The 15,440-nt window shown below is 41.5% G+C and carries 14 protein-coding genes; 6 read left to right on the top strand and 8 right to left on the bottom strand.

The genetic code is table 11. From position 1 onward, the window contains the following. Window positions 1-76: 76 nt before the first annotated feature. Window positions 77-1,327, top strand: a complete 1,251-nt coding sequence (locus E0F88_RS08540; protein WP_131957821.1) for an OmpA family protein — start codon at window positions 77-79, stop codon at window positions 1,325-1,327. A gap of 222 nt (window positions 1,328-1,549) precedes the next feature. After that, the gene (locus E0F88_RS08535) at window positions 1,550-2,440 is read left to right on the top strand and encodes a sugar phosphate isomerase/epimerase family protein (protein WP_131957820.1); all 891 of its coding nucleotides are present in this window, start codon (window positions 1,550-1,552) and stop codon (window positions 2,438-2,440) included. A gap of 78 nt (window positions 2,441-2,518) precedes the next feature. Here the strand turns inward: E0F88_RS08535 and atpH are convergent, their stop codons facing one another. The 6 genes from atpH to E0F88_RS08505 all read right to left on the bottom strand — a co-directional run bounded on the left by atpH (window position 2,519) and on the right by E0F88_RS08505 (window position 5,851). Then, window positions 2,519-3,055: an ATP synthase F1 subunit delta gene (gene atpH, locus E0F88_RS08530; protein ID WP_131957819.1), complete on the bottom strand. Its 537-nt coding sequence runs from the start codon at window positions 3,053-3,055 to the stop codon at window positions 2,519-2,521. A gap of 57 nt (window positions 3,056-3,112) precedes the next feature. Then, complete coding sequence (gene atpF / locus E0F88_RS08525; RefSeq protein WP_229213705.1) at window positions 3,113-3,607, bottom strand: F0F1 ATP synthase subunit B; 495 nt, start codon at window positions 3,605-3,607, stop codon at window positions 3,113-3,115. Between the two features lie 181 nt (window positions 3,608-3,788). Then, window positions 3,789-4,052 carry an ATP synthase F0 subunit C gene (gene atpE, locus E0F88_RS08520; RefSeq protein ID WP_131957818.1) on the bottom strand — a complete coding sequence of 88 codons (264 nt, stop codon included), beginning with the start codon at window positions 4,050-4,052 and terminating at the stop codon, window positions 3,789-3,791. A gap of 48 nt (window positions 4,053-4,100) precedes the next feature. After that, window positions 4,101-5,195, bottom strand: a complete 1,095-nt coding sequence (gene atpB / locus E0F88_RS08515) for a F0F1 ATP synthase subunit A (RefSeq protein ID WP_131957817.1) — start codon at window positions 5,193-5,195, stop codon at window positions 4,101-4,103. A gap of 24 nt (window positions 5,196-5,219) precedes the next feature. Beyond that, window positions 5,220-5,579 (bottom strand): hypothetical protein, encoded by a 360-nt coding sequence (locus E0F88_RS08510; RefSeq protein ID WP_131957816.1) that lies wholly within the window; start codon window positions 5,577-5,579, stop codon window positions 5,220-5,222. 17 nt (window positions 5,580-5,596) lie between these two features. After that, window positions 5,597-5,851: an AtpZ/AtpI family protein gene (locus E0F88_RS08505; protein WP_131957815.1), complete on the bottom strand. Its 255-nt coding sequence runs from the start codon at window positions 5,849-5,851 to the stop codon at window positions 5,597-5,599. A gap of 132 nt (window positions 5,852-5,983) precedes the next feature. Between E0F88_RS08505 and porW the strand changes: the two genes are divergently transcribed. The 4 genes from porW (at window position 5,984) to uvrC (ending at window position 13,565) form a co-directional block, all read left to right on the top strand. Beyond that, window positions 5,984-8,191: a type IX secretion system periplasmic lipoprotein PorW/SprE gene (gene porW, locus E0F88_RS08500; RefSeq protein WP_131957814.1), complete on the top strand. Its 2,208-nt coding sequence runs from the start codon at window positions 5,984-5,986 to the stop codon at window positions 8,189-8,191. A gap of 48 nt (window positions 8,192-8,239) precedes the next feature. After that, the gene (locus E0F88_RS08495; protein WP_131957813.1) at window positions 8,240-10,540 is read left to right on the top strand and encodes a transglycosylase domain-containing protein; all 2,301 of its coding nucleotides are present in this window, start codon (window positions 8,240-8,242) and stop codon (window positions 10,538-10,540) included. Window positions 10,541-10,550: 10 nt separating this feature from the next. Beyond that, complete coding sequence (locus tag E0F88_RS08490; protein ID WP_131957812.1) at window positions 10,551-11,684, top strand: glycerate kinase; 1,134 nt, start codon at window positions 10,551-10,553, stop codon at window positions 11,682-11,684. Between the two features lie 72 nt (window positions 11,685-11,756). Continuing rightward, the gene (gene uvrC, locus E0F88_RS08485) at window positions 11,757-13,565 is read left to right on the top strand and encodes an excinuclease ABC subunit UvrC (RefSeq protein WP_131957811.1); all 1,809 of its coding nucleotides are present in this window, start codon (window positions 11,757-11,759) and stop codon (window positions 13,563-13,565) included. Between the two features lie 5 nt (window positions 13,566-13,570). On the opposite strand, the gene E0F88_RS08480 is transcribed toward uvrC, so the two are convergent. Both E0F88_RS08480 and E0F88_RS08475 read right to left on the bottom strand, forming a co-directional pair. Further along, entirely contained in the window at window positions 13,571-14,122 is a 552-nt protein-coding gene (locus E0F88_RS08480) for an ion channel (protein WP_131957810.1), read from the bottom strand. 24 nt (window positions 14,123-14,146) lie between these two features. Beyond that, the gene (locus E0F88_RS08475) at window positions 14,147-15,364 is read right to left on the bottom strand and encodes a BaiN/RdsA family NAD(P)/FAD-dependent oxidoreductase (protein WP_131957809.1); all 1,218 of its coding nucleotides are present in this window, start codon (window positions 15,362-15,364) and stop codon (window positions 14,147-14,149) included. Window positions 15,365-15,440 lie beyond the last annotated feature (76 nt).

Raw genomic sequence — 15,440 nt, 5'->3', positions numbered from 1 at the left:
GTAGCTGGCATGGATTGTTACTTTCAGCAAGGTTTGCGTCCCAAGGAGGATTTTAAACTTCATTAAAAAAATAATTATGTCTGTTAACATTCTAAATATTGCAAAGGAATACCTGACCAGGACAAATATTGAAAAACTTGCCGGTTTGGTAGGTGAAAACACTTCGAGTGTACAAGGTGCATTGGGTGGAATTTTTCCATCCGTATTGGCCGGAATTATGGATAAGGCTTCAACTACTTCCGGAGCTGGCGAAGTGTTAAGATTGGTAAACGGAGAACAGGGAGATTTCGCACCCGAGGATTTGTCGGAAATATTAACAAGCCCTTCAATCGCTCAGAGTCTGTTGTCGACCGGTGGCAAATTATTACCTATGCTTTTTGGCAATAAAACCTCAGATATTACCGATGCTATCGCTTCTCAAAACGGAATCAAAAAGTCGTCTGCTTCGTCGTTGCTAAGTTTTGCGGCTCCGTTCCTTATCAGTGTAATTGGAAAACAGGTCAAAAGTTCGGGAATGGGCATATCCGGACTCACAACAATGTTAATGAGCCAAAGAGAGCCTGTACTTTCAGCATTGCCTGGCAGACTATCAGGTGTGCTTGGTTTCTCTGATCTTGGTGATTTTAAAGGAACAGGTACAAATACATGGGAGGAGGATAAGCAGGAGAAGGGAGGGGCAGGTAAATGGCTAATCTGGCTGCTCCTTGCTCTGGCTGTTCTAGCGATTTTATGGGGCCTCAAAACTTGCAAAAAAGAAGAGACAACCCTTGTTCAGGATACAACTTCTGTGTTAGATTCGGCAAAGTTGGCTGTAACCGACCTGGCTGACTCAACCGTTAGCAAGATAGATGCAGGAATTGATGCCTTAGGTAATTTCTTTAAAAGAAAACTGCCTAACGGAGTAGAGCTTGATATTCCTGAATTTGGGATTGAAAACAAGCTGGTAACATTTATCGAAGATGGCAGCAAACCAGTTGACAAAACAACCTGGTTTAATTTTGATAGGATCAACTTTGAGACAGGCAGCACAAAGTTAAGTGCAGAATCATTGGTGCAGACAAAGAATATAGCCGAGATATTGAAAGCATTTCCAAATACGACCTTAAAAATCGGTGGCTACACGGATAATACCGGCGATGCATCTATGAATTTAAAATTGTCTCTTGAAAGGGCAAATGCTGTAAAAGAAGCCATTGCGTCCGAAGGCATTGAAGCAAAAAGACTGGAAGCTGAAGGTTATGGAAAAGAGCACCCTGTTGCCACCAATGACACGGAGGAGGGAAGAGCTCAAAATCGCAGAATTGCGATCAGGGTTACAGGTAAATAGTGATTTTTCACATTAGGATTAAAAGGGCTGATCTTTGGATCGGCCTTTTTATTTTGCAGAGCAAACAAAATCTGATTGTGTAAACAGAAATACGCATTTTCTTGAATTTACGTTATGAATTAACTTAAATTTGGCATCACGTATTACAAGATATTTTCTGGTGTCTAAACATGGATTTAAGCAATCAGATTATCGATTTTCTACTTTTTTAATTAACCTATAATGGATTTTAACCAGAAAATTTCCCGTAAGAGTTTTATCAAAGCGGGCTCATTTGCCCTAATGACGCCTTTTTTGTCCAAATTGGAATTTGATGTAAAGGCAAGTTCTAAAATTGGTCTGCAGCTTTATACCCTGCGTGATGCAATTAGTAAAGATCTGGAAGGTACTTTGAAGAAAGTATCAGAGATTGGTTACAAAGAAGTTGAAACTTTTGGTTACGGTGACGGTAAATTTTTCGGAAAGACTCCGAAAGAGTTTAAATCACTTTTAGCCAAGTATGGCCTTAATCCTGTAAGCGGCCATTACGGCGCAGGCGTGGAGAACAAGGGGCAAAAAGGAACGCTTAGCAATGACTGGGAACGGGCGGTAAACGATGCTGCCGAATTGGGGCAAAAATACGTGGTTTGCGCTTATCTTACAGGTGGGGAGAGAAAGTCTATTGAGGATTACAAAAAGTATGTGGATCTGTTTAATAAGGCCGGTGAAACTGCTAAGAAGGCAGGCTTGCAGTTTGCATATCACAACCATGATTTTGAATTTAAAAAACTTGATGGAGAACTTCCTTACGATTACATCGCAGGAAAAACGGATCCTAAGCTGGTTAAGCTGGAGCTGGATTTGTTTTGGATTGTAAAAGCGGGCTTGGATCCGGTCGAATTGTTTAAGCAATATCCGGGCCGTTTCCCATTATGGCATGTGAAGGATATGGAGAAAGGCGGAGATCATTCCTTTGCAGAAGTTGGAACAGGATCAATTGATTTTAAAAAGATTTTTGAAGCAAGAAAAATTGCAGGAATGACCAATTTCTTTGTTGAACAGGACGTGTCAAAAAATCCTGTTTTTGAAGCAATAACAACCAGCTATAAGAATATCGTAAGCATGAAAGTTTAGTTGGTTAAACAGCCATTCAAAAAGAAGACCCGGCCGCATAGCAGCCGGGTCTTTCTATATTATGCAGATAAAAAAAACTTAATCCGCAAGCTGTAATTTCAATTCATTCAGCCTGCTTCTCAGTGAAGCATCAACCTGGCGGTCATTAACCCGAAGAATATATCCTCCAACCAGTTTGGAATCTATTTTCTCTTCAAGCTCAATGGTTTTGCCTGTGGCCGAAGCAACGATGTTTGTAAACTGTGTACGAAGTTCATCTGTAAGCGGAACAGTTGTAATAACCGTTGCTTTTTGAATACCCTGAAAATCGTTGTAAGCCTTTATAAATTCGTCAGCAATCGAATCAAGAATTGCTTCACGGTTTTTCTTTGTGATAATGGTAAAAATCGCATAGGAAACCGGATTAACACGTTCAATAAAAAGCGCTTTCAAAATAGCCAGCTTTTTTTCGTGACGTACAACCGGGCTCTGTAATGCAAGCATCAGCGCACGATTTTTATCAGCGGTATCTTTGAATAATTTCATATCCTCAAACACTGCTTCCAAAACATTTTTTTCTTTTGCCAGTTCAATAAGTGACTTAGCGTATCTGGATGCAACTATACCAACAGACATAATTTAATTGATAGTTTTCCGGAATGCCCTTTCAGGTTTCTCCGTTTGGATTTGAAATTAATTCAGACGGGCAGATGATGCCAGTTCAGCAATAAGCGCTTCCTGTGCTGCTTTATCTTTCAATTCACGATGTAAAACCTTTTCAGCAATTTCCAGTGATAAAGTCGCCACTTCCTTACGGATTTTTGAAACGGCAACTTGTTGTTCTGTACGGATTGTTTCTCTTGCACTTTCAATTATTTTCTGAGCTTCAACAGCTGCTTTATCTTTTGATTCAAGAATCGTGCGATCTGCGGCTTCTTTTGCATCTTTCAGGATACGGTCACGAACAGCATTTGCTTCCGCAATCAGTTTCTCGTTATCTGATTTCAGCTGGACCATTTCTGCTTTTGTTTTTTGAGCAAGATCCAAAGCGCCCTGAATTTCGTTTTCACGTTCTTTCAGACCATTTATGATGGGCTTCCATGCAAATTTTGCCAGGATAAAAACAACCAGCAAAAATACCACCAGCATCCAGAAAATAAGACCTGGGTTAGGAGTAAGCAATGACATATTCTTAGATAAGTTTTAGTGTAAAAATATAAGGCAAAACTGCCAAAATAATTTGATACCTCTTTTGTTATTTAAAATCCGTGGAAGCCTACTGCTCCCACGGTTTAATTTTTTTCGCCTTCCCTATGCCTAATGCAGAAAAGAAGTTAAGACCAATTAAGATCTCTGCGCAGTGCTTTTACTAAAGCTTGAAAGAAATAAGCAGACAGATAACCGCCGCGAACAATGCAACCGCCTCGATAAGAGCCGCGATGATAAGCATTGCAGTCTGGATAGCACCAGCAGCTTCTGGCTGACGGGCGATACCTTCTACTGCACTTCCACCGATTTTACCAATACCAAGACCAGCACCGATAGCAGCAAGACCAGCACCGATAGCAGCACCGAAAACAGCAAGACCTGCACCACTTTGTTCCGTAGCCTGAAGCAAGATTTGAAGCAACATAATTGTTTTGTTTTAAATATAAATTAATAAAAAAAGAGATTCGAAAAATCAATGTCCGTGATCTGCATGAGAGTGCTCTTCAATCGCACTTCCAATATACATGGACGATAACAGGGTAAAGATAAATGCCTGGATGAATGCTACCATGATCTCAATAAAGTTCAGGAACAGGGCAAACAGGGAAATAACCGGAGCAATGGCGAAACTTTGGAAAATAAAGATCAGACCAAAAAGACTCAATAAGATAATGTGACCGGCAGTCATGTTTGCAAATAACCGGACCATCAAAGAAAACGGCTTCATGAATACACCAACGATCTCAACAGGGATCATGATAATCAACAATGGAAGTGGTACTCCCGTTGGTCTTACAAGGTGTTTGTAATAATTCCCGTTCGCATTCAAATGAACTACAATGAAGGTTAGAACAGCCAGTGTCATTGTAACCGCAATGTTTCCTGTCAGGTTGGCAGATCCAGGCAGCAAACCAAGAATGTTATTTACCAGGATGAAGAAAAACAGCGTCAGCAGGTATGGAAGATACTTTTCATATTTCGGTCCAACGTTCGGTTTAACAACGTCGTCACGGATGAAAAGAATGATAACCTCCATAGCAGACTGAAATCCTTTTGGAGCTTTCCCCTTATTGCGTTGGTATGATTTGCCGATGCTGGTAAAGATAAGAATCAGTATCACTGCGCTTAACAGCATGGAAGCAACGTTTTTCGTAATTGAAAAATCGTAAACCACACGTGACTCATCAACAGGTTTAATTACTTCCGAGTCACCATGAATTAAATGATAACCATTGTATTCGTGATGTTCGTTGTGGAAATTGGCCGAAGAGAAAACTTCAAGACCTCTGTCCGCAGAATAAAGAATAACCGGCAAAGGCAACACAACACCATGCGTAAATTCCCATTCGTGGGAGTCTGCAATGTGGTGCATGATCATCTGTCCGATGTTGAACTTTTCCTCTGACTCTTCCAGATTATGTTCAATTTTATGCTCTGCATTATTGATACCCTCAACTACCTCTTTAGGCTCATGTTTTTCATGTTCCTGGGCACTTGCAGGGCCGGAAAAAAGACAGGTTGCCGCAACCAGGGCAGTGGTAAATAATAGTCTGAAATACGTATTCATAAATGCTTGAAATACTATGCTTTGTCAATCGCGGCGCAAGTTACAATACAAACCATATATTTCAAAGCATGTATAAAACAAATAGAGTGCAAAAAAATTGATAATGAATAGGAATGAGTCAGTTAGCCCCCGGTATAAAAAGAGTGCAATGAAGATCAGACTAAGAATAAGGCGGCCAACAATGGTAGAAATGTAAAAAGTGACGAATTTTTCGCGGTTGTTCCTCATTCCAAATTCCATCAGCCGGTGTATCAAAAAAGAAAGGCCAAAAAAGAAAGCCAGGATGTACCAGATGTCCGGATGAATAAACGATTTCAGGTTAAATCTCTGAGCCAGGAATAATGCAATTCCTAAAATTGTCGTGGCAATAGTTGTTCTAAGCATAAGTAGTTTTTGGGCGGTTATTTACCGGTTTTGGAAATACCCCGGATCAATAAATACAGCGAGGCCGCGATTGAAGTCAGGGATAGCACCAGTGTCCATACAGGAACTTTATTTTGCTGCCATTCATCCAGTTTATATCCTCCGTAAGTAAAAACCAGAATAGTTCCCAGCATCTGCATGGCCATTCCGGAGTACTTCATTATTCCGGATGATTTTCCGGAATACGATGCTTTCGCCGGACGATCAGAGAGATCATTTTTATCTTCTTCCATGAAATGGTTTGGTATTTTAAGGTAAAATTGCTTCAAATTTTCTAAATGGCATTATCTTCGATACGTTATTGTTGAAATTAGCGTTTTAGCTTTGCCTTGAAAAGATATCAGACCATCCCTAAAATCATATTTGTGATAGACATTTTTTTGTCCGTTTCCCGTAAAACCCTTCCAATACTGCTTGTAATCTGTATATCAACCGGCTGTTCGCAGTTTAGTACCAAACCTGCTGCAATTGGCTTTCATAACTTTTCTGCCAGGTACAATGCATATTTTATGGGTGACCAGGATTTGGCCGAGGCTGAATTTGCCATTAAAAAAGCATATAAGGAAGATTACAATCAGCTTTTACCGATCCTTATTCCTCTGGATTCGGTACTTGCTTTGCCTGCGAAGCCGCAGTTGGAAAGTGCTATAAAAAAAGCATCAATCGTTGCAGAAAAACATCAGAACAGCCGTTGGCTTGACAATAGTTACATCATCCTGGGTAAGTCCAGGCTTTATCTTGGACAATGGGCGGATGGCCTTGAGGCGTTACGTTATGTTTATGCCAACGGAAGAGATGAAAACGATAAAAATGCAGCACTAGTCGTTTTGATGAAGGCCTACGTTTCAAGAAAAGATTATTCCAATGCACTGGGGGTTGCAGAATATCTCAGCCAGCAGCCGCTTCCCAAAGCTTCCCTGAAAGATTTTTATTTGACAAAGGCATATCTGCATCAGCAAAATAGCGAATACCTTACATCGGTAGCAATCCTGGAAGAAACATTTCCATTATTAAAAAAATCAACAGAAACCGCCAGGATACACTTTGCTGCTGCACAGATGTACGACAGGCTGGGCCAATACGCACTCGCCAATAAACATTATAAAGGAGTAACAAAAAACCGCCCGGATTACGATCTAGGCTTTTACTCTTCCATGAACTCCCTGCAAAACAGAGTTATTCTTGAACCGAATTCTGATCTGTCGTCTGTTGGATTTGATAAAATGCTTAAAGATCGTAAAAACGACGATCTTAGGGACAGGATTTATTTCACGATGGGTTTGCTTGCCGAACATCAAAAAAAGTTACCGGAGGCGGTTGACTATCTGAAAAAATCGGCTGCTTCATCAGGAAAGAACCAGTCACAAAAGGCTTATACCTATTTACAGCTTGCCAGGATCAATTACGAATCGCTGGAAAAATTTGAGCTGGCCAAAATGTATTATGACAGCGCTCTGACTATTTTGCCCAAAGACGCACCGGAATACCGTCTTGTTTCGGACAGAAAACGGGCACTTGACAGTTTTGTGACTGAGTTTTCGATTGTTAGCAGGGAAGACAGTTTGCAGAAACTGGCACAGATGAATCCGGTTGCACTGAATAATAAAATCGATGCAATTATTGAGGCCAAAGAAAAAGCCAGACTGGAAGAGGAAAAGCGTACTCAGGAGGCTCTGGCTGCAAAAGCTGCAATACAAAATAATGTAGCCGCCTTACCCGGATCACCCATTCAGGATGCCGGTCAGAGACGATGGGAGTTGTATGACCCTGCTCTGGTAAGTCAGGGCAAGATTGAATTTAGGCGCGCATGGGGTAACAGGGTGTTGGAGGATGACTGGCGCAGAAGCGGCAAACAAAACCGATCTGTTGCTGCTAATAATCTGGCTGCACAGGATTCTGCATCAACACAGGCTCAGCCGGAAACAGGCATGCAAAAGGGAAGCGCATCCTGGGTTGCTGAACACGAACAGTTAAAGAAAAATGTTCCGCTAAGTGATGAAATGTTTGCAGCTTCACAAAAAGCCAAGGAAGAATCACTTTATAAACTAGGTAAAATATATCGTTTTGATCTGAGAGAGGATGAAAGAGCAGTTTTTACCTTCAACCGGGTTTTGACCGATTATCCTAAAACAATCTATAAGGATGAGATATATTACCTGATGTACCTAACCTTGTCTGAGGAGGATAAAGGTAAATTAATCTGGAAAGACAAACTGTTAAGCGAATTCCCGAACTCAACCTACGCGCGTTTAATCAGTAAAACATCGGACAAAAACGGAATAGCTGGTAGCGGCAATCAGGTTAAGGAATATGAAAACATTTTTCAGATGTACTCTGATGGTAACTACACCAAGGCACTTGACGAAATCGAAGCAAATCTTCCTTCTTATAAAGGTGGTGCAATGGAAGATAAATTTGCGCTTCTTCGTGTGTTCCTGATCGGTAAAGTACGAGGTAAAGAGGCTTATACTCAGGCCATCACGGAATTTGTCCGGTTGTATCCAACAAGTACTTATCTGCCCCGTATAAAGGAAATGCAGGATTTGAGCTCTCTTTCTTTGGGAAAGAGATAGTTTCTGATTTTTGTATCTTTGCATTATTATCAATAAATACCCCCAAATATGATTGAATTACAACCAGGAAAATACCGTCGCAGCATTATCCGCTTATGGAGATCTGTAGCAATCGGCCTGGGTCTGATCATCTTGTATATTGTTGCCGTAAGCTTCAATTTCTTCTGGCTTTTCGGCGGCATGCCCGATTTGAAAACGCTTGAAAATCCAAAGAGTGAACTAGCTTCGGAATTGATTTCTGAGGATGGGAAGTCTCTTGGCAAATACTTTTTCGAAAACCGTACACCAATTGAAATAGGTCAGATTTCCCCCAATCTTCTGGAAGCATTGCTGGCTACGGAAGATGCGCGTTTTGTACAACACTCAGGTATCGATCCCCGCAGTTTACTTCGAGTAGTAAAAGGTGTGGTTTCAGGAAATTCCAGTTCAGGTGGTGGTAGTACACTTACCCAACAAGTAGCAAAAAACCTTTTTCAGACACGTTCAGAAAAATACAGAGGTGTTCTTGGTTATATTCCATTGGTGAAAACAGTTATTTCAAAGACAAAGGAATGGATACTGGCGGTTATTCTTGAGAGGAAATATACCAAGCAGGAGATTCTTCAGATGTATTTAAACACCGTTTCTTTTGGGAACAACACCTATGGAATCAAAACGGCTGCGAAGACCTATTTTAATAAGGATGCCTGGGATCTGAATGTCCCTGAATCGGCTGTGCTTGTTGGTATGCTGCAAAACCCGACTTTATATAATCCGCTTCGTTTCCCTACCAATACCACAAACCGGAGAAATACGGTGATGTCCCAAATGGTAAAATATGATTACCTGCCGGAAGAAAAGTTTTTGGTTTACAAAGAACAGCCATTAAATCTTGATTTTACAGTCGATAGCCATAACACCGGTCTTGCTCCTTATTTCAGGGAATCGATGAAGAATTACCTTAAGAGCTGGGTGAAACTTTATAATGAGGAAAATGATGAAAATCTGGATTTATATACCAGCGGTTTAAGAATTTATACCACCATCGATTCACGAATGCAGCGCTATCAGGAACAAGCTTTGCATGAACACATGAAGCAACAGCAAAAGTTGTTTGATGACCACTGGAAGGGAAGAAATCCATGGATCGATAAAAACGGCAAGGAAATTCCTGGTTTCATTGACAGAGCTGTAAGAATGTCATCCCACTTTATCTCGTTAAAAAGAGATTTGGGGGAAGCAGAAGCGTGGAAGGTCATGCGTAAGCCTTACAAAATGAAAGTTTTTTCATGGGATGGTGGTGAAAAGGAAGTTACCATGAGTCCGATTGATTCAATACGGTATTACAAACGTTTTTTAAGAGCGGGAATGATGTCAATGGATCCCAGAAACGGCCACGTGAAAGCATGGGTTGGAGGGGTTGATTTTAAATATCTTAAATACGATCACGTAAAGCAGGGCAAACGACAGCCGGGTTCTACGTTCAAACCATTTGTGTATGTTGCCGGATTGGACAAAAGCTTTTTAACACCTTGTGACCATGTTACGGATGCCCCGGTTTATTTCGGCCCTGCGGATGGCGTTCCGGGTGGCTGGTCTCCCAAAAATTCGGATAGTAAATATTCTTATAGATCCTTGTCGTTAAGGCAGGCTTTAGGAAAATCCATTAATACGGTCAGTGCCTACATCATGAAAATGGTTACGCCTAAAACAGTGGTGGAATACGCACATAAACTAGGTATTACCAGTGAGCTGGATCCCAAACCGGCGCTTTGTCTTGGGATCAGTGATGTTTCGGTTTATGAAATGGTAGGTGCCTATTGCTCTTTTGCCAACGGCGGCCACAGAACTGATCCCATGACGATTCTAAGGATTGAAGATCGGCACGGAAAAGTCCTGCAGCAATTTTACCAAAAACAAAATCAGGAGCTGAGCGAAAATATGGCTTACAATATGCTTTATCTGATGAGAGGCGCTGTTGAAGATCCGGGTGGAACGGCAGGTCGGTTAAGACAATATGGTGTTACCGAAGGAAATGAGATTGCAGCTAAAACCGGTACTACTTCCAATTATTCGGATGGCTGGTTTATGGGAATGACGCAACATCTTGTATCAGGAATCTGGGTTGGCGGTGAAGACAGAAGTATTCACTTTCGGACGATAGCCTTAGGGCAGGGGGGAAGAATGGCGATGCCCGCCTGGGGTCTTTTTATGCAGAAGGTTTACAATGACCAGTCACTTGTAGAATATCGCAAAGGACCGTTCAACAAACCCGACAACTATGTACGTGATTGCGGTGGTTTTGCTACTGACAGCACAGATACATATATCCCGCCATCACGGTCGGACGACGAAGGAGTTCTATTTTAATCAATAGCCAATGCGAATACTTGTTGCTCCCGATAAGTTCCGCGGTTCTCTGGAAGCAGAAGAGGTTTGCAAGGCTGTGGAAGAAGGAATCCTTTTGGCCTATCCCGATGCTGATGTAATGTCAGTTCCGCTAGCTGATGGAGGCGAAGGCACTACGCAAATTTTAACAAAACTTGCTAAAGGCAGCACTGTCACGGCCAAAGTCCGGGATCCGCTGGGCAGGATGATCGATGCCTCGTACGGCCTGTCGGCAGGCGGAACTACAGCTTATATTGAAATGGCAGCTGCTTCCGGCCTTAAATTGCTGGACTTTTCCGAATATAATCCCTTGTTAACGACTACTTTTGGAACAGGACAACTTATTCTCGACGCGATTGAGAAAGGATCTAAAAAGATAATCCTGGGTATTGGAGGCAGTGCTACAACCGATGCCGGAATTGGAATGGCCGCTGCGCTAGGCTATCGTTTTTTTGATAAAAATGATAACTTGTTAGATCCTATAGGAGGTAACCTTGCGGAAGTCTTCAAAATAATACCTTCTGATTTTGTGAAAAAAAATCAAAAGGTAAAAATCACCGTTGCCTGTGACGTGACAAATCCGCTTTTTGGCATCAATGGAGCGGCCCATGTTTATGGGCCACAAAAAGGTGCAGACTCTGAAATGGTTGAAAAGCTGGATAACGGACTTCGTCATTTTGCCAATTTTGCCAATCAGACATTTGGCAAAAACATCAGTGAACATCCCGGCGCAGGTGCGGCTGGAGGTCTTGGAGCAGGTTGTCTTTGGTTTTTGAATGCAGAACTCAAAGAAGGTGTTGGTATTGTGATGGAGCAGGCAAATATCGCCGCGCACATAGGCAATTCAGATCTGGTGATTACGGGAGAGGGGAAAGTGGATGCACAAACTTTAAGCGGGAAAGTTGTAAAAGGCCTTGCTGATCTTTGTGAAAAAGCAGATGTTCCTTTGGCTGTTGTTTGTGGTACTTTATTAATCTCTCCCGATGAAATACGTTCTGCGGGCATTACCTGTGCCGTTTCTGTACTCAATCGGCCTATGGATCTGGATACTGCCCAGACTGATGCTTTCCGGTTGGTTAAAGAAGCAACTTTTAATTTGGTACGGTTGTTTTTCAGCAGGAAGTAGATTTCAGTTTACAGTTTTGTTTTATATCAATTGCCAGGCAGAAATTTTCTGCGCGGCATCGGAAAATATATAATGCCAGAGTTTAATTATAAGGAAGAGCTTTCAAAAATCCCGTTTGATCCCGGTGTTTATCGTTATTTCGACGAGACGGGGGAAGTTATCTATGTTGGTAAAGCAAAAAGCCTTAGAAACCGGGTTTCCAGTTATTTCTTAAAAAACAACCAGCACGATCGTAAGACAAAACGTCTTGTAAGTCAAATCCGCAGGATTGAATATACCATTGTATTAAGCGAATGGGATGCATTGCTTTTGGAAAACCAGCTGATTAAACAACTGCAGCCAAAGTTTAATATCCTGCTTAAAGATGACAAGACCTATCCGTTTATCTGTGTTACAGATGAACCCTTTCCCCGCGTTTTTGTCACCCGAAATCTGGACAGAAAAAAGGGGACATTTTACGGCCCTTTTGCCCAGCTTCGATCCATGCATGCACTTTTGGATATGTTTAAAGCGCTTTACACGATCCGTTCCTGCCAATTGCCTTTAAATAAAACCAATATTGAAGCCGGTAAATTTAAAGTTTGCCTTGAATACCACATTGGTAACTGCAAAGGCCCTTGCGAGGGTTTGCAGAACCAGGAAGATTACAATGTGGAAATTGACCAGGTTCATCACATTTTAAAGGGAAATCTCAATTTGCCGCAGCAGTATTTTAAGGATAAAATGCTTGCAGCGGCGGAGCACATGGCTTTTGAGCAGGCACACACCTGGAAAACAAAAATTGAACATCTTTCTATCTTTCAGAGTAAGGCAACCGTCATCAATCCCAAAATTGGTAACATTGATGTACTTACGATCGTATCAGACGAAGAAGCTGCTTATCTGAATTTTATGAAGATCAAGCAGGGGTACATGGTTGTGACACAGACGGTTGAAATCAAAAAGAAACTGGACGAGGCAGATTCTGACATATTGGCAATGATGATTGTTGAAATGCGGGAAAAATATGGCAGCGAAGCAAAGGAAATGATTTCTAATCTGAAGCCAGATCTCGAACTGAAGCTGGAAGTTCTGGTTCCGCAAATGGGAGACAAGAAAAAGCTGCTGGACATGTCGATGAAAAACGTTCTGTATTTCAGGCGTGAAAAGGCTGAGCGCAGGGAAGTCGAATCTTCGGCAAGTTCATCGAAGAAGGACCGGGTTTTGATCAGGCTGAAGACGGATCTTCAATTAAAAAGTCTTCCAAGGCATATTGAATGTTTTGATAACTCCAATATTCAGGGTACAAACCCGGTTGCGGCCATGGTTTGTTTTAAAGAAGGAAAACCATCCAAAAAAGACTATCGCCATTTTAACATAAAAACGGTAATAGGCCCCAATGACTTTGCTTCCATGAACGAAGTAGTTGGAAGAAGGTATTTGCGTTTAATTGCTGAAGACCAGCCGCTTCCTGACTTAATCGTTGTTGACGGTGGAAAAGGGCAATTAAGTGCAGCTTGTGATGCGTTGAAAGGTTTGGGAATTTACGGTCAGGTGCCCATCATAGGTATAGCCAAAAGACTGGAAGAAATATATTTTCCCGAAGATTCACTTCCGCTTTACATTGATAAAAAATCAGAATCTCTGAAATTGATCCAACAGATTCGGGACGAAGCTCACCGCTTTGCAATTACATTTCACAGGGATAAACGTAGTAAAGGTAGTCTCGTAAGTGAACTGGAGGGAGTCGATGGCGTCGGAAAGGTTACGGCAACCAAGTTGTTAAAACATTTTGGATCTGTACGCGCAATAAGAGAAAGTTCTTTGGAAACACTTACTTCACTGATTGGTTTGGACAGAGCCAAAAAGGTTAGAGCATATTTTGATGCTATGGCGCATTAAGTGTGTTATTTTTTTGTATGTTGCTGTCTGAACGTTTCACGGATTGAACTGAAATTAGCGATCACTAAAATGGTTAAAAACCACGACAACATCATTTCTGAGGAAATTAGGAGTCGGGCAGTGACAGTGGTAGGAGCGATGTCACCAAAACCTGCTGTTGAAAAAGTGGCAATGCTAAAATAGAAAAACGTAACCAGATGGGGCAGAAACTGCTCCCTGGTTGTAATTCCGGAAAAAGAAGACTGGTCAATTTCATAAAGACACAAATAGTCGATGCCATAGGAAAGGACGATCAACATGGTGTTGTAGCCGATAAAAGCAATGATGTCTTTATAATCCACCTGGTGGTCGGCCGTGTCGCGTATGCGGGCAAACAGAAGACTGAAAAAATAAATCGTTTTTGCAACACTGTATAGAAAGAGAATCGATTCATTGATCATGCTGTTTCCAATTTCTTTTCTTCCGATAAAAAAGATTCCCACGCCAATTAGAATTACAAAGGAGAATTTGTAAAAATTGGGTAGGTGAAAAAGGCTTGTGGAAACTTTTCTTTGCATAAAATGCGGTTTGTTAACTGATTTTTATTTACCAATCGACTTCCCCGCCACATATCCGGTCGTCCAGGCATTTTGAAAATTAAATCCACCGGTAATGCCGTCTACATCCATTACTTCTCCTGCAAAAAATAACCCTGGCATTTTCAGACTTTCAAGTGTTTCGGAATTTATATCAGCAAGATCAACACCTCCGCAGGTTACAAATTCTTCTTTAAAAGTGGTTTTCCCTTTAACTTCAAACTGGCTGTTTGTCAATAATTCCGTCATACGGTTCAACAGTTTGTTTGATGCCTCCGACCAGATGAGTCCATCCGGAATTTCTGCCAGCTCGGCAAAAGCTTTCCATAAACGCATGGGAATTCCAAATCTTGAGTGTGAAGTTATCTGCTGTTTGGGTGTTTTGGTTTTTTCGGCTATAAGAAATTCCCTGATCTGCTGTTCGTTGAACTCAGGAACCCAATTTATTTTGCATGTAAAATTGTAATCTTTCTCTGCAAGGTCGCGTGCTCCCCAGGCGGATAGTTTTAAAACAGCAGGTCCGCTAAAACCCCAGTGTGTTATCAGTAAAGGCCCGCGCCATGCATAATTAGAACCGTTAATTTTGATGAGGGCATCCTGCACAGCCACGCCGGCCAATGAAAGAAGGGGATTCCCTGGTGTATTAAAAGTAAACAGTGAAGGCTGTGGTGTTACGATTTGATGTTCATGCTCTCTGATCCAGTCAAAACTGCTTTGTTTGGGATATCCACCTGTGGCAATAAGCAGGCGATCGGCCCTTAAAACATCTTCATTATCCAGATAGATGGAAAATCGGGTTTCCTGATTATAGCTAAAAAATCTGACGCCAGTGCTGGTACTTACTTTAATTCCCAGATTTTTGGCCGTTTTCAGCAGGCATTCAATAATGGTATGTGAAGAGTCCGAAGTCGGAAACATCCTGCCATCAGCTTCTGTTTTAAGTTTGACTCCTTTATTTTCAAACCAATCAACGGTATCCTGCGCGTTAAAAGTGTGCAGCAGTTTGCGAAGCAGTTTTTCTCCCCTTGGGTAATTTTTGATAAAAAAACGAAGATCGGATGGCTGATGCGTTACATTACACCGCCCGCCGCCGGAGATCCTGACTTTATTTAAAACAGTTTTGTTCTTTTCTAAAATATGAATGCTTGCATCGGGGAAAGATTCAGCCGCAGTTATAGCTGCCATAAAGCCGGACGCGCCTCCACCGATAATGATAATTTGCATAGATTGTTCCTGTAATTGAATACAAAAATGAAAGGTAAGTTTTAAAAACTGTTAATTCTTTTCCTATCTTTCTTCA

The organism is Dyadobacter psychrotolerans (genome assembly GCF_004349265.1).
Lineage (GTDB): Bacteria > Bacteroidota > Bacteroidia > Cytophagales > Spirosomataceae > Dyadobacter > Dyadobacter psychrotolerans.
Note: the sequence above shows the minus strand (reverse complement) of the source record. Positions and strands in the feature narration are given on the sequence as shown.

What these genes read in the sequence shown, in the direction of transcription:
- uvrC (WP_131957811.1), top strand. Translation starts at nt 11,757, where the DNA reads ATGCCAGAGTTTAATTATAAGGAAGAGCTTTCAAAAATCCCGTTTGAT.
- E0F88_RS08535 (WP_131957820.1), top strand. Translation starts at nt 1,550, where the DNA reads ATGGATTTTAACCAGAAAATTTCCCGTAAGAGTTTTATCAAAGCGGGC.
- E0F88_RS08475 (WP_131957809.1), bottom strand. Translation starts at nt 15,364, where the DNA reads ATGCAAATTATCATTATCGGTGGAGGCGCGTCCGGCTTTATGGCAGCT.
- E0F88_RS08490 (WP_131957812.1), top strand. Translation starts at nt 10,551, where the DNA reads ATGCGAATACTTGTTGCTCCCGATAAGTTCCGCGGTTCTCTGGAAGCA.
- atpH (WP_131957819.1), bottom strand. Translation starts at nt 3,055, where the DNA reads ATGTCTGTTGGTATAGTTGCATCCAGATACGCTAAGTCACTTATTGAA.
- atpE (WP_131957818.1), bottom strand. Translation starts at nt 4,052, where the DNA reads ATGTTGCTTCAAATCTTGCTTCAGGCTACGGAACAAAGTGGTGCAGGT.
- E0F88_RS08510 (WP_131957816.1), bottom strand. Translation starts at nt 5,579, where the DNA reads ATGCTTAGAACAACTATTGCCACGACAATTTTAGGAATTGCATTATTC.
- E0F88_RS08505 (WP_131957815.1), bottom strand. Translation starts at nt 5,851, where the DNA reads ATGGAAGAAGATAAAAATGATCTCTCTGATCGTCCGGCGAAAGCATCG.
- E0F88_RS08540 (WP_131957821.1), top strand. Translation starts at nt 77, where the DNA reads ATGTCTGTTAACATTCTAAATATTGCAAAGGAATACCTGACCAGGACA.
- E0F88_RS08495 (WP_131957813.1), top strand. Translation starts at nt 8,240, where the DNA reads ATGATTGAATTACAACCAGGAAAATACCGTCGCAGCATTATCCGCTTA.
- atpF (WP_229213705.1), bottom strand. Translation starts at nt 3,607, where the DNA reads ATGTCATTGCTTACTCCTAACCCAGGTCTTATTTTCTGGATGCTGGTG.
- E0F88_RS08480 (WP_131957810.1), bottom strand. Translation starts at nt 14,122, where the DNA reads ATGCAAAGAAAAGTTTCCACAAGCCTTTTTCACCTACCCAATTTTTAC.
- atpB (WP_131957817.1), bottom strand. Translation starts at nt 5,195, where the DNA reads ATGAATACGTATTTCAGACTATTATTTACCACTGCCCTGGTTGCGGCA.